Origin of the sequence: Corynebacterium glaucum (assembly GCF_030408855.1) — a bacterium.
GTDB lineage: Bacteria > Actinomycetota > Actinomycetes > Mycobacteriales > Mycobacteriaceae > Corynebacterium > Corynebacterium glaucum.
The window spans coordinates 2,395,888-2,409,369 of the sequence record NZ_CP047358.1 but is presented as its reverse complement, the minus strand read 5'-3'; the positions used below and the strand labels follow the sequence as shown (position 1 = coordinate 2,409,369).

The 13,482-nt window shown below is 58.8% G+C and carries 9 protein-coding genes and 3 rRNA genes; 10 read left to right on the top strand and 2 right to left on the bottom strand.

The window, feature by feature from the left end; all coding sequences use genetic code 11:
* Positions 1 to 54: 54 nt before the first annotated feature.
* Positions 55 to 1,038, top strand: a complete 984-nt coding sequence (locus CGLAUT_RS11650) for a PspA/IM30 family protein (protein ID WP_095660868.1) — start codon at positions 55 to 57, stop codon at positions 1,036 to 1,038.
* Between the two features lie 36 nt (positions 1,039 to 1,074).
* Here the strand turns inward: CGLAUT_RS11650 and CGLAUT_RS11645 are convergent, their stop codons facing one another.
* Positions 1,075 to 2,466 (bottom strand): NYN domain-containing protein, encoded by a 1,392-nt coding sequence (locus CGLAUT_RS11645; protein WP_095660867.1) that lies wholly within the window; start codon positions 2,464 to 2,466, stop codon positions 1,075 to 1,077.
* A gap of 227 nt (positions 2,467 to 2,693) precedes the next feature.
* Here CGLAUT_RS11645 and CGLAUT_RS11640 point away from each other — a divergent pair, with 227 nt between their 5' ends.
* From CGLAUT_RS11640 to rrf, 6 genes are all read left to right on the top strand, one after another.
* A complete protein-coding gene (locus tag CGLAUT_RS11640) occupies positions 2,694 to 3,068 on the top strand; it encodes a GntR family transcriptional regulator (protein WP_290185357.1) in 375 nt (124 codons plus the stop codon).
* A complete protein-coding gene (locus CGLAUT_RS11635; protein ID WP_290185356.1) occupies positions 3,065 to 3,880 on the top strand; it encodes an ATP-binding cassette domain-containing protein in 816 nt (271 codons plus the stop codon). Before CGLAUT_RS11640 ends, CGLAUT_RS11635 begins: the two co-directional genes overlap by 4 nt.
* Before the next feature lies 1 nt (position 3,881).
* Complete coding sequence (locus tag CGLAUT_RS11630; protein WP_290185355.1) at positions 3,882 to 4,898, top strand: hypothetical protein; 1,017 nt, start codon at positions 3,882 to 3,884, stop codon at positions 4,896 to 4,898.
* Between the two features lie 618 nt (positions 4,899 to 5,516).
* Positions 5,517 to 7,028, top strand: a 16S ribosomal RNA gene (locus CGLAUT_RS11625).
* A gap of 495 nt (positions 7,029 to 7,523) precedes the next feature.
* A 23S ribosomal RNA gene (locus CGLAUT_RS11620) occupies positions 7,524 to 10,601 on the top strand.
* A gap of 133 nt (positions 10,602 to 10,734) precedes the next feature.
* A 5S ribosomal RNA gene (gene rrf, locus CGLAUT_RS11615) occupies positions 10,735 to 10,852 on the top strand.
* The 16S, 23S and 5S rRNA genes sit together here, the layout of an rRNA operon.
* An 86-nt stretch (positions 10,853 to 10,938) precedes the next feature.
* On the opposite strand, the gene CGLAUT_RS11610 is transcribed toward rrf, so the two are convergent.
* Positions 10,939 to 11,910 (bottom strand): pseudouridine synthase, encoded by a 972-nt coding sequence (locus tag CGLAUT_RS11610; RefSeq protein WP_095660863.1) that lies wholly within the window; start codon positions 11,908 to 11,910, stop codon positions 10,939 to 10,941.
* A gap of 22 nt (positions 11,911 to 11,932) precedes the next feature.
* On the opposite strand from CGLAUT_RS11610, the gene CGLAUT_RS11605 reads away from it, so the two are divergent.
* The 3 genes from CGLAUT_RS11605 to CGLAUT_RS11595 all read left to right on the top strand — a co-directional run bounded on the left by CGLAUT_RS11605 (position 11,933) and on the right by CGLAUT_RS11595 (position 13,399).
* Entirely contained in the window at positions 11,933 to 12,079 is a 147-nt protein-coding gene (locus tag CGLAUT_RS11605; protein ID WP_198304939.1) for a hypothetical protein, read from the top strand.
* 62 nt (positions 12,080 to 12,141) lie between these two features.
* Positions 12,142 to 13,071: a universal stress protein gene (locus CGLAUT_RS11600; RefSeq protein ID WP_232507124.1), complete on the top strand. Its 930-nt coding sequence runs from the start codon at positions 12,142 to 12,144 to the stop codon at positions 13,069 to 13,071.
* A 58-nt stretch (positions 13,072 to 13,129) separates the two neighbouring features.
* Entirely contained in the window at positions 13,130 to 13,399 is a 270-nt protein-coding gene (locus tag CGLAUT_RS11595; RefSeq protein ID WP_095660862.1) for a GlsB/YeaQ/YmgE family stress response membrane protein, read from the top strand.
* Positions 13,400 to 13,482 lie beyond the last annotated feature (83 nt).

Here is a 13,482-nt window from a genome sequence, read left to right as displayed (position 1 = left end):
AAGTGGTGCGTACACTGGGTCGCAATCTTTTGACGAGTGGAAGGACTTAGACCAATGGCGAATCCGTTTTCCAAGGGCTGGAAGTACCTCATGGCCAACTTCGAGCACCAGATCGATCAGAACGCTGACCCGAGGGTGCAGATCCAGCAGGCGGTCGCGGCTGCGAAGAAGAATCACCAGGAGATTTCCCAGCACGCTGCGTCGATTGTGGGTAACCGCAACCAGCTGGAGATGAAGTTGGAGCGCCTGATCAAGCAGCAGGAAGATCTACAGAACAAGGCCCGCACTGCGCTGCAGGCGGCCGATAAAGCGACGAGCTCGGGTGACGCGGACAAGGCGCAGCAGTTCAACGCGACCGCAGAGGTGCTCGCTTCCCAGCTCGTGGCTGTTGAGCAGGAACTGGCGCAGACTCGCGAGGCTCATACCGCGGCGGACCAGGCGGCACGCGAGGCAGTGGCCCAGCAGCAGCAGTCCGAGGCACGTCTGCAAGAGCAGCTGTCCCAGGTCAGCCAGCTCGAGTCCCAGCTGAACCAGGCACAGATGCAGGAGCAGACCACCCGTACGATGGACTCCATCAACCAGTTCGGTGGCGACGACAGTGTGCCGACCCTGGACGGAGTGCGTGACAAGATCGAGCGCCGCTACGCCGACGCTCTTGGCGCCCAGGACATTGCGAAGAACTCCATGAGCGACCGGATGGCGGAGATCGAGACGGCTGGCACCGACGTCGCAGCGTCCAGCCGTTTGGAGGAGATCCGTGCTTCAATGGCCGGTGAGCTGGAGTCTGGCTCTACCAAGGTGGTGTCCCAGGGTGCGATCGAGACCGGTGACGACGCGGAGGCGGCGCAGGCAGGCCAGGCCGCTCAGCAGGGCAGCCCGGATCAGAACGCGACGCTTTCTGAGGCGGAGGCGTACCTGTCCGGCGACAGCAAGCCAGCCAGCTCCCAGGAAGCGGGCTCCGAAGCTAACGATGCCGAGGTCGTAGACGCTCAGCCGGTGGCCGACGAAGACAATCGCTCCGACCGCGACAACCGCTAGGACGCGTTAGCCACGTCAGCCATTTCGGCCGCGTGGTTAGCCACGCTGGATGTTGATAAGCACTCCGCGGATGCCGGAGTGGAATCCGTCGCGCAGGTTCACCCGCTGAGTTTCGCTCAGCGTGTATTCGTGGAGCGTTTCGCAGGCGAACTGCAGCAGCGGGCGATCAATCTCCGGCGGTAAGCCGCCACCGGAAAGCATGTGCGCTTTGTCGCGCTGCTCCGAAGTGGCGGCATTTTCGTACCACCACGTGGCGTACTGTTGCCCCACGTCGTAGGGGGTTTGAAACCCGGCTGAGCTCCAGACCTCTTCCGGCAGCGGAACGTAGCGCGAGCGTAGTTTCCTCCGTGGGGCCATCATGGACGGCTTGGGTGCCGGTTTGGGGCCCGGCTTGGGTCGATCTGCCGTTTCCGGGTTGGTCAGCGATTGGTTGCCTGGCTGGTTGGTCTCATTGTTCGCTTCAACCTGCGCCTCGGTGGGTTCGTTGGACTCTGGCTCAGCCGGCGGATGCGTGCGCTGATCCGACGGCTTCGTACCGGTAATCGGGGCAGCTTCGGAGCGACGCGCGGCTTCAGCGACGGTGGCAGGGGAGGGGTGAGCGGAAGCGCTGTCCGCCGCCTGTTGTGCCGGCGACTCTGACTCGCCGCAATCGCCGTCATCGGGTCTTGCGTGCATGGCGCGATCAATGTTGCGCTGACTCGGGGCGAGATCGCGCGGCATTTGTTGACTAGCCGCGTCATCCCCACTAGCTCGGTCAGAACCCGTCTCGGGCGCTCGCAATGGGTCCGGGCCGTACCCGGGAACCGCAGTCGGACCTTGGTCCTGGTCCACCGGCTCAGCGTCGTTCAGCGGGCGCTCCCGGATCGTTGGCGGCAGCGGGCCCTCGAGTACCTGGAGTTGCATCGCATCGGTGAAGTCTTCGCGCGGATCGATGATCGTGGTGGTGTCACAGGCGTGGCGCAATGCCGAGGACATTGAGTCCCAGCCGAATCCGTACAAGTGGACGCGTACGCCCATGTCTGCGGCTTCCTGCACGCCGGGAATCATGTCGGCGTCGCCGGAGACCAGCACGAAGTCGCTGAACTGCTCGCGCGTTGCATTAAGTACCAGGTCAGCGACCAGGCGTGTGTCCACGCCTTTCTGGGTGCGTCGCTCGCCCCACTCAATGAGCTGGCCGGTACGCAGCTGCACGCCTGCGCAGGCGCGCAATGCCCGCTGGTAACGGTGTGGGCCGGAGTCCGGGATACCGTCGTACCAATACTGTCTGTGGACAGGCTGGTTGAGTTGTTGGGTGATCATGGTTCCAAGGCAAGCGACCACCTCGGGAAGGTCAATTTCTAACTGTGCGCGGGCACCGATCTCCCACGAGTTGTAAAAACTCGCGAGCAGGTACGACGTGTCCACGAACACCAGTGTTCGTTCAAGCATGGCTCCTAAATTCCGATTCTTTTCGTTTCTAATTTCGTATTTCTGGGCCCGGACGTGGGTCTAGATACCCCCAGTCTGCCTGAATCTCCCATGAGGTTCCACGTCGATTTCGAAACGAAACGCTGAAAACCCTCTTGCAATGCACCTACCGGATTGCTATATAGTTAGTTACTGCAGTAACTAACCAACCAACAGAAATCCTGAGGACCCAGCGGAAGGGGAAATCTATGAACAGTGAGGCTGAACCGCTGTTCGTCCAGGTCGCCCGATTCGTTGAAGACCTCGTCGTTGATGGCACCCTCCAGCCGGGTCAACAGGCACCCTCGATGAACCAGCTTGCGGAGTTCCACGAGATTAACCCGGCTACCGCGCGCAAGGGCTTGAGCCTTCTGGTCGACGCAGGCGTGCTGGAAAAGCGTCGTGGCCTGGGCATGTTTGTCACAGATGGGGCTCGGGAACGCATTATGAAGAGCCGTCGAGAAGCATTTGCCGGCGAATTCATTGCGCCGCTTATCGACGAAGCCGTGCACCTCGGCTACTCCCGCTCCGACCTCCACCAACTCATCGACCGCGTCGCAGAAAGCAGAGGACTGTACCAGTGAACCCCACTCCAAACGCCGTCGTTCACACGCGCGAGCTCACGCGCAGCTTCGGCAAGAAACCAGTACTCAACGGCATTGATCTCAACTTCGGTCCCGGCATCCACGGTCTGCTCGGCCGCAACGGCGTCGGGAAATCGACGCTGCTCTCCATCATCGGCGGCCAACTCAAACCCTCCGGCGGTCAGGTCGAGGTTTTCGGCGAAACCCCATTCGACAACGCGCGGGTGATGGACCGCACCGCGCTTCCGGGCGTCGACACTTCGTACCCCACATGGTCGGTGGCCAACGTGTTCAAGGGCGCGGCGCTGCGCTACCCGCATTGGAACCAAGCAATTGCAGACACCCTCATCGCCGACTTCTCCCTCGACGGCGCACTGAGCACCCCATTCGGCGGACTCTCCCGCGGGCAGCGTGCGATGGTGGCCATCATCGTCGGCTTGGCTTCGGGCACGGAGCTTTTGCTTCTCGACGAACCCTATGTCGGCCTAGACCTGCACAACACCGACGTCTTTTACCGGCACCTGTTGGAACAGGCGGATTCGGCGCGGACGATCATCATGGCCACCCACCACATCGAGGACGCCGCAAAGGTGCTCGACACCGCTGCCATCCTTGGCCGCGACGGACAGATCGCCGCGCACGTGAGCGCAACCGACACCGATGAGTATGTCCTGGTCGCCAGCGCAAGCGAAGGTTCGGTGTTCTCTCGCGAGCTGATGACCTATGCGGATGCCGAGAAACTCCGCTCGAGCTCCCGCGTCACCGCCGCTGGGTTCGACGACCTCATCGAGCACTACCTGGAGGTGTCCTAGCATGCAGTTCTTCTGGCTCCAATTCCGCGCCGGGCCTTGGCTCCGCTTCATCCCGCTCCCGGTATTCGCCGCCTATTTGTTCATAAACGTGACGCAAAGCAGGCCAATCGTGGCAGTGGTGACCGCTGCTGTGGCAGCTCCAGCAGTGTTCATCGCCTTCTACCCGGAGATGGACATGGCGCAGTCATTCGGGATGACGCGCGCGCAAGCGGCAAAAGTGATCATCTGGCCCGTGCTGTTCACAGCAGCCATCTGCGGTGCAATTGCCCTGTCCCAACGCGCTGATGTGGTCGGTATTGTCTGCGCGGCGACCAGCCTTGCGTTGAGCATCTTTATGGGCCTGGTGTGCTTGCCCAATGGCGAGCGTTCTGATTCCTCTGAGAGCGCTCCGCTTCTGGCGGGCGCACCATCCTCTGGCGGCTCGTTTGAGTGGGCGGTCATATGGCGGCCCGTACTCACCCGCGCAGCGGGGTTCGGCCTTGTCAGCATCCTGATCGGCTGGCTTGCCACGTTCATTGGCCACGACACGGTTCGCCAGTTCGTCGCCGTCATCCCGATCCTGGTCACGTGGTACTCCATCATTGCGTGCCCGGGCTTGCTCCCGACCACCGCTTCCAGCTTCGGGCTAACCAGGAGAACATGGGCCATCCGCGCCCTAGTGGTTGCGGTTGTCGCTAACGCAGTGTTCGCTCTGGTCACGGTCGGCATCGCATTGCTTATCGACGCCCCGGCCAGCGCCTACCTCGCCGCCTCCGTAATCGGCGTCGCGGTGTGTGCCATCGCGTTGAGCCTCACACCGCGCACGGAGTACTTCGCGTTCATGGTGCCGTTCCTGTTCGTGCTTCCACTTCGGGAACTCATGGACACCCGCAATCTCGCATTCGATCCGGATGTGATTCGCGGCGTCGAGATCATCGCCGCCGTTGGCGGAGTCGCTGCAGTAGTTTCTCTGCTGCTGTACCTGACCGGCAGGGCGGACATTTCCTCTGGCTCCCGACGCTTCTTCGGGGTCGAATAGCCCGCAGACCACATCATCTATAGATGCCCCAAAACCCGGAATGTGCTGGGGGTTTGTGTTGTTGTGGTGGTGTGTGTAGGTTTATGTGAGTCAGCGCGACCGACAACGCCCCGCCTGGATGTGGTTTCAGGATTGTGTGAGCGGTAGGAAAACGAGCGCTAACGGCTAAGAATCTTACGTCTCCTTCTGGATGATCTGCTTTGTTGTGGGTTGTTTGGGGGGTGTGCGTGTGTTGTTTGAGAACTCGATAGTGTGCCAATGCATTTTTTGTTTGTGAACTTTTGCGTTGTGTGGTGTGTTTGTGGTTGGTGCTTGCTGCCCTGTTTTTGTGGGGTGGTTGGTGTGTGCCGGTCACTGTGGGTCTTGAACCAATGATTGGGGCTTGTGGTGTGCTGGTGAGACGCTACACAGCTTCATGCGTGTGATGGTTTCACGAGTATTTTTTTAAAACTGTGTTGTTTGTTGGTTTTTCCTCGTCGGATACAGCAACAACATGAAGTAATTTTTGGATAGCCAGTCCAGCACGGTTTTGTGTTGGGTGGTTTGTTTTGGTTGGGTTTGGGCTTTTCACGGCCTGTTTCTTCTGAAGCACGCACTGGGCAGTTATTGTTTGGTGTTTTTGTGGAGAGTTTGATCCTGGCTCAGGATGAACGCTGGCGGCGTGCTTAACACATGCAAGTCGAACGGAAAGGCCGAAGCTTGCTTTGGTACTCGAGTGGCGAACGGGTGAGTAACACGTGGGTGATCTGCCCTGCACTTTGGGATAAGCCTGGGAAACTGGGTCTAATACCAGATAGGACCACGGTGTGGTGATCGTGGTGGAAAGTTTTTTCGGTGTGGGATGAGCTCGCGGCCTATCAGCTTGTTGGTGGGGTAATGGCCTACCAAGGCGTCGACGGGTAGCCGGCCTGAGAGGGTGTACGGCCACATTGGGACTGAGATACGGCCCAGACTCCTACGGGAGGCAGCAGTGGGGAATATTGCACAATGGGCGCAAGCCTGATGCAGCGACGCCGCGTGGGGGATGACGGCCTTCGGGTTGTAAACTCCTTTCGCCAAAGACGAATTTTGACGGTATTTGGAGAAGAAGCACCGGCTAACTACGTGCCAGCAGCCGCGGTAATACGTAGGGTGCGAGCGTTGTCCGGAATTACTGGGCGTAAAGAGCTCGTAGGTGGTTTGTCGCGTCGTTTGTGGAATACCGGGGCTTAACTTCGGGGTTGCATACGATACGGGCATAACTTGAGTGCTGTAGGGGAGACTGGAATTCCTGGTGTAGCGGTGAAATGCGCAGATATCAGGAGGAACACCGATGGCGAAGGCAGGTCTCTGGGCAGTAACTGACGCTGAGGAGCGAAAGCATGGGGAGCGAACAGGATTAGATACCCTGGTAGTCCATGCCGTAAACGGTGGGCGCTAGGTGTGAGTCCCTTCCACGGGGTTCGTGCCGTAGCTAACGCATTAAGCGCCCCGCCTGGGGAGTACGGCCGCAAGGCTAAAACTCAAAGGAATTGACGGGGGCCCGCACAAGCGGCGGAGCATGTGGATTAATTCGATGCAACGCGAAGAACCTTACCTGGGCTTGACATACACCAGATCGCCGCAGAGATGTGGTTTCCCTTGTGGTTGGTGTACAGGTGGTGCATGGTTGTCGTCAGCTCGTGTCGTGAGATGTTGGGTTAAGTCCCGCAACGAGCGCAACCCTTGTCTTATGTTGCCAGCATGTTGTGGTGGGGACTCATGAGAGACTGCCGGGGTTAACTCGGAGGAAGGTGGGGATGACGTCAAATCATCATGCCCCTTATGTCCAGGGCTTCACACATGCTACAATGGTCGGTACAACGCGCTTGCGAGCCTGTGAGGGTGAGCGAATCGCTGAAAGCCGGTCGTAGTTCGGATTGGGGTCTGCAACTCGACCCCATGAAGTCGGAGTCGCTAGTAATCGCAGATCAGCAACGCTGCGGTGAATACGTTCCCGGGCCTTGTACACACCGCCCGTCACGTCATGAAAGTTGGTAACACCCGAAGCCAGTGGCCTGTCAAAAGGAGCTGTCGAAGGTGGGATCGGCGATTGGGACGAAGTCGTAACAAGGTAGCCGTACCGGAAGGTGCGGCTGGATCACCTCCTTTCTAAGGAGCAGTACTCATAAGCCCTGCAGTTGTGGGGTGTGTGGTGGTTGAGGTTGCCGTGGGTGCGCCTGCCACCGAATACATTTTCAAAATATCCGGGTGGTCACATACCGGCGGGTGGCTTCAGAAACGCCGCCCGCGTTGGAGTTAACCCGAGTGCACCGAAGTATCAACGGGGGTTCATAAACATACGCGTTGGCATGCTGTTGGGTGTCTGGAACAACACACCGTTTGTGTGCACTGTGTGTGCATGGTGTGGTGTTCTTGTGGCCCGCATAGTCCTGGACGCAGCCGGTGGTTGTGTGTGGGGTGTGTGGGTGTGGTGTGTGAGAACTGGAGAGTGGACGCGAGCATGAACCAATCAATTGCCTGGCTCCTTGTGTGGGGTTGGGGTTGGTTGGGTAGTGTTTTTTCTTTCTTTTTTGTGTGTTGCCCGCGCATATCCTGCTGTCACCTTTTGTTGTGGTGGTGGGGTGTGTGTGGGTGTTGTTTAGTGTGTTTTGTTCAAGGGCGTACGGTGGATGCCTTGGCATGCTGGGCCGATGAAGGACGTGTGAGGCTGCGTTATGCCTCGGGGAGTTGCCAACTAAGCGTTGATCCGAGGATGTCCGAATGGGGAAACCCAGCCGTCGTTGTGGGCGGTTACCTGCAGGTGAATGCATAGCCTGTGTGGGGGTTGACGCGGGGAAGTGAAACATCTCAGTACCCGTAGGAGAAGAAAACAAGTGTGATTCCGTGTGTAGTGGCGAGCGATAGCGGATGAGGCTAAACCATGTGTGTGTGAGACCTGGCAGGGGTTGCATGCGTGGGGTTGTGGGGTATGACCGTGGCAGGCTGTCAACTGTCGCATCATGGTGTTGTGTGTTAGCGGAAGTGTCTGGGATGGCACACCGGAGTAGGTGATGAGTCCTGTACGTGAAGGTGCACATGCGTGGTGTGGTTGTCGCCCCGAGTAGCAGCGGGCTCGTGGAATCTGCTGTGAATCTACCGGGACCACCCGGTAAGCCTAAATACTCAGTGTGACCGATAGCGGATGAAGTACCGTGAGGGAATGGTGAAAAGTACCCCGGGAGGGGAGTGAAAGAGTTCCTGAAACCGTGCGCTGACAATCCGTCAGAGCACCTCTTGTGTGTGATGGCGTGCCTTTTGAAGAATGAGCCTGCGAGTTAGCGGCATGTCGCGAGATTAACCAGTTGGTTGGGGAGTCGTAGCGAAAGCGAATCCGAAATGGGTGCCTTTTAGTGGCATGTCCTAGACCCGAAGCGGGGTGATCTACCCATGGCCAGTGTGAAGCAGCTGTAAGAGGTTGTGGAGGCGCGAACCCACTTAGGTTGAAAACTGAGGGGATGAGTTGTGGGTAGGGGTGAAAGGCCAATCAAACTCCGTGATAGCTGGTTCTCCCCGAAATGCATTTAGGTGCAGCGTTGTGTGTGTTTGCCGGAGGTAGAGCTACTGGTTGGTTGAGCGGGACTATCATCTTAGCAATGTCAGCCAAACTCCGAATGCCGGTGAAAATTGAGCACGGCAGTGAGACTGTGGGGGATAAGCTTCATAGTCGAGAGGGAAACAGCCCAGATCGCCGGTTAAGGCCCCTAAGGGTGTACTAAGTGGAAAAGGATGTGGGATCGCGAAGACAGCCAGGAGGTTGGCTTAGAAGCAGCCATCCTTGAAAGAGTGCGTAATAGCTCACTGGTCGAGTGGTTTTGCGCCGACAATTCAGTGGGGCTCAAGTACACCGCCGAAGCCGCGGCAACGTTTTTGCGTTGGGTAGGGGAGCGTCGTGCATGGGGTGAAGCTGTACTGGAAGGGGCAGTGGACTGTGTGCGAGTGAGAATGCAGGCATGAGTAACGAATGGCAAGTGAGAATCTTGCCCGCCGAATGACGAAGGGTTCCTGGGTCAAGTTCGTCTTCCCAGGGTGAGTCGGGTCCTAAGGCGAGGCCGACAGGCGTAGTCGATGGTCAACGGGTTGATATTCCCGTACCCGTGTATCCGCGCCCAGTATCGAAGCGGTGAGACTAACCACCCAGAGCCGTACTGACAGCATCCTTTTGGGTGCCTGTGGTGTGGTGATGCGTGGGGCCTGATCCGTGGTAGGTCAGTGATGGGGTGACGCAGAGTGGTAGCCAAGCCACGTATTTGGATTGTGGTGCAAGCGTGCAGCACGACGGCTTGTCAAATGCGGCCGTTAGAAGGTGTGAGGCGTGATGCGTAGCCCTAGTGGGGTGATGTTGGTGATCCTGTGCTGCCGAGAAAAGCCTCTAGCGATGTGGATAGACGGCCCGTACCCGAAACCGACACAGGTTGTCAGGTAGAGCATACTCAGGCGAGCGGGTGAACTGTGGTTAAGGAACTCGGCAAAATGCCCCCGTAACTTCGGGAGAAGGGGGACCACACCTGGTGCGAAACACATGCGGTTTCAAGCTGGTGGTGGTCGCAGAGAAGAGAGGGGAGCGACTGTTTATCAAAAACACAGGTCCGTGCGAAGACGTGGAAGTTGATGTATACGGACTGACGCCTGCCCGGTGCTGGAAGGTTAAGAGGACCTGTTAGGACTTTTGTCCGAAGCGGAGAATTTAAGCCCCAGTAAACGGCGGTGGTAACTATAACCATCCTAAGGTAGCGAAATTCCTTGTCGGGTAAGTTCCGACCTGCACGAATGGCGTAACGACTCCCCTGCTGTCTCAACCACAGGCCCGGTGAAATTGCACTACGAGTAAAGATGCTCGTTACGCGCGGCAGGACGAAAAGACCCCGGGACCTTCACTACAGCTTGGTATTGGTGTTCGGTGCGGTTTGTGTAGGATAGGTGGGAGACTGTGAAGCGGCTACGCCAGTGGTTGTGGAGTCGTTGTTGAAATACCACTCTGACCGTAGTGGATACCTCAACCTTGGCCCATGATCTGGGTTGGGGACAGTGCCTGGTGGGTAGTTTAACTGGGGCGGTTGCCTCCCAAAATGTAACGGAGGCGCCCAAAGGTTCCCTCAGCCTGGTTGGCAATCAGGTGCAAGAGTGTAAGTGCACAAGGGAGCTTGACTGCGAGACTTACCAGTCGAGCAGGGACGAAAGTCGGGACTAGTGATCCGGCACCTACTTGTGGATGTGGTGTCGCTCAACGGATAAAAGGTACCCCGGGGATAACAGGCTGATCTTCCCCAAGAGTCCATATCGACGGGATGGTTTGGCACCTCGATGTCGGCTCGTCGCATCCTGGGGCTGGAGTAGGTCCCAAGGGTTGGGCTGTTCGCCCATTAAAGCGGCACGCGAGCTGGGTTCAGAACGTCGTGAGACAGTTCGGTCTCTATCCGCCGCGCGCGTTGAAACTTGAAAAAGGCTGTCCCTAGTACGAGAGGACCGGGACGGACGTACCTCTGGTGTGCCAGTTGTTCCGCCAGGAGCAGCGCTGGTTAGCTACGTACGGAAAGGATAACCGCTGAAAGCATCTAAGCGGGAAGCCTGTTTTAAGATGAGGTTTCATAGGTTCCCCAAAGACGATGGGGTTGATAGGCCGGAACTGTACCCACAGTAATGTGGTCAGGCGACCGGTACTAATACACCAAAACCAAAACACCAACACAAACCAGCAGAACAAACCTGCACCGCAACGCGTCCATTCTCCGGTATCTGACACACCACACCACCCCAACCAACAGGGGGGACCCCAACCCTGGGGACAACACAGTGTGTGGCCAACAACCACAAATGTGTCGGTAGTTGATAGCGGCGGGGAAACGCCCGGACCCATTCCGAACCCGGAAGCTAAGCCCGCCCGCGCCGATGGTACTGCACCCGGGAGGGTGTGGGAGAGTAGGTTACCGCCGACCCAACAACTTCACAACAACCGCGAACCCGGTACCTGGAAGCACAATCCAGGTACCGGGTTCGCGGCATTTCTGGATTTAGATCGGGTTTATACGACATCGGATTGGGCGGCGAAATGGCGCGCCTGCCCACTCAACGGGTCCTCGAACGCAATCTCGATCGATTTCAACCGCATCGGCACACTGTAATCCTCGTCGCCGAACGCTTTGACCACCGGGTAGACCGGGTCGCCGAGAATCGGCGCACCCGCTGCGCACATGTGGACGCGAAGCTGATGAGTACGCCCAGTCACCGGTTCCAGGAGATAGCGGGCGAGAGGCCCCTCTGTTTCATGGACTCGGTGAAGCGCATCCTCCTGCGCCGGCTGCAGCCGTTCAACCGAGCGGACAATGGTCTCCGCATTTGGTTGCGCACCTTTGACGTTGTTAGAGGCCACTTCGCCATGACGTTTCTCGATGTGGCTCCGCCATACGGTGGGGACCGCGAGATCCAGCTCCGGGGCGATTGCGGTGTAGCGCTTGAACACCTGCCGGGCGGCGAAGAGCTCCTGGTACGCGCCTCGGATATCCCTGCGCTTCGTAAGCAGCAGCAGTCCAGACGTCATGCGATCGAGCCGGTGCGCCGGCGTGAGTTCCTCGTTTCCGGTAGCGCGGCGCAGGCGGACAGTCGCGGTTTCGGTGATGTGCGCGGCGCGCGGCATCGTTGCCAAGAAAGGCGGCTTGTCCACCACCAAGAGATCGTCGTCCTCGTACACCGTCTGGATCTCGTAGGGGACTGGAGTCTCAGGTGCGGGACGCCGGTAGAAGAAGACGTCGGTCCCTGGTTGGATGAGGTCGTCGGGGTTCACGGGGGAGGCGTCGATAAGCACGACCTGCCCCTGAGCAAACCGCTCCATGACTGCCTCTTCGGTGTCTTCCGGGTGGCGGTGGCGCTGCTCTGCAATGACCCGAACGACGAACTCGAAGGCTGTAGTTGGATCGGGGCCCGGGTGGCGGATGCGCGAAGCGGAAAGGCCGCCACGCGGCGGTAATGGTTGTCGGGGGTGCTTCTTGCGGGCCATGATGTGTAGTAGATTATCCGGCATGGATCTTGGCGCACTACTTGAACCTATTCAGAAGTTCTTCGGCGAGGGCATTGGCAAACTGATTGCCGACTTTGCCAGCCTGCTCTACCAGCTGCTGTACCCGTCGAATGCTGAGGCGGCGCAGCCGATCGAAATACCGAAGTAGACCGGTCTGGGCGGGCGTAGAATACATGGTATAACCAGTCTTCTACCTGAAAGGGCGGGATCGTGAGCAACGAAGCTGACGCAGCTCAAGACTCTGTAAGCCACGACGTGAAAGATGTGGTTGTCGCTGTTGACGGCAGCCCGGCCTCCGACAACGCGGTCCGGTGGGCGGCAAACACCGCGATGAAGCGCAACGTGCCGCTGCGGCTGGCATCCAGCTACACCATGCCGCAATTCCTTTACGCGGAGGGCATGGTGCCGCCGCAGGAGTTGTATGACGATCTGCAACGCGAGACGATGCGCAAGATCGACGCGGCCCGTGAACTTGCCGTAGAGGTTGCGCCGAGCCTGGCGATTGGTCACGCTGTGGCGGAGGGCTCGCCGATCGACATGCTGCTCGAGATGTCGCGCGATGCCGGGATGATCGTGATGGGCTCGCGCGGGCTCGGCGGGTTGTCGGGCATGGTCCTCGGCTCTGTCTCCGGCGCTGTGGTTTCTCACGCCAGCTGCCCGGTTGTGGTGGTGCGCGAGGACAACAACGTCACCGAGGAGACGAAGTACGGCCCGATCGTGGTCGGCATCGACGGCTCCGAGGTGTCACGTCGCGCAACAGAGGTCGCCTTCGAAGAAGCGCAGGCTCGCGGAGCTGAGCTGATCGCGGTGCACACCTGGATTGACACCCAGGTGCAGGCTCCAGGAGCCGGCTTCACGGTTAGCGAGGACCGCTGGAAAGAAGCGCACGACGAAAAGTCTGAGCTGCTGGAAAACTACCTCCGTGAACTGGGTCGCACCTACCCTGAGGTGCAGGTGAAGAAGGTGATTACTCGCGACCGTCCGGTACGCGCACTCACCGAAGCAGCCGAGGGTGCGCAGCTCCTGATCACCGGATCGCACGGCCGCGGCGGCTTCAAGGGCATGCTGCTCGGCTCGACCTCGCGTGCGCTTCTGCAGTCCGCACCGTGCCCGATGATGGTGGTACGTCCCCAATCCTGACCGTTTTTCGGCATAATGGGCCTGGAAGCATTACGTACATATTGAAGGGACCTTTTTCATGACTCCTACACTCGGTTTTCTTGGTTGGATCGTGCTCGGCGGTATCGCGGGCTGGATCGCATCGATGATTCAGAACCGCGACGCGCAAATGGGTATCGGCCTCAACATCGTCGTCGGTATTATCGGCGGCCTGCTCGGCGGCTGGCTCCTCTCCCTGTTCGGTGTTGATGTCGCCGGCGGTAACTGGATCTTTAGCTTGTTCACCTGCGTGCTCGGCGCAGTCGTCCTGCTCTGGATCGTCAACCTGGTGACTGGCCGCCGCCGCTAAACACAAGCATTTTGCTTGACGACGGATCCCCTTGGCGCATTGCCGCCAGGGGGATTTTGCCATTCCGGGACACCGTTTTAAGA

What these genes read in the sequence shown, in the direction of transcription:
- CGLAUT_RS11610 (WP_095660863.1), bottom strand. Translation starts at nt 11,910, where the DNA reads ATGGCCCGCAAGAAGCACCCCCGACAACCATTACCGCCGCGTGGCGGC.
- CGLAUT_RS11595 (WP_095660862.1), top strand. Translation starts at nt 13,130, where the DNA reads ATGACTCCTACACTCGGTTTTCTTGGTTGGATCGTGCTCGGCGGTATC.
- CGLAUT_RS11645 (WP_095660867.1), bottom strand. Translation starts at nt 2,466, where the DNA reads ATGCTTGAACGAACACTGGTGTTCGTGGACACGTCGTACCTGCTCGCG.
- CGLAUT_RS11640 (WP_290185357.1), top strand. Translation starts at nt 2,694, where the DNA reads ATGAACAGTGAGGCTGAACCGCTGTTCGTCCAGGTCGCCCGATTCGTT.
- CGLAUT_RS11650 (WP_095660868.1), top strand. Translation starts at nt 55, where the DNA reads ATGGCGAATCCGTTTTCCAAGGGCTGGAAGTACCTCATGGCCAACTTC.
- CGLAUT_RS11630 (WP_290185355.1), top strand. Translation starts at nt 3,882, where the DNA reads ATGCAGTTCTTCTGGCTCCAATTCCGCGCCGGGCCTTGGCTCCGCTTC.
- CGLAUT_RS11605 (WP_198304939.1), top strand. Translation starts at nt 11,933, where the DNA reads ATGGATCTTGGCGCACTACTTGAACCTATTCAGAAGTTCTTCGGCGAG.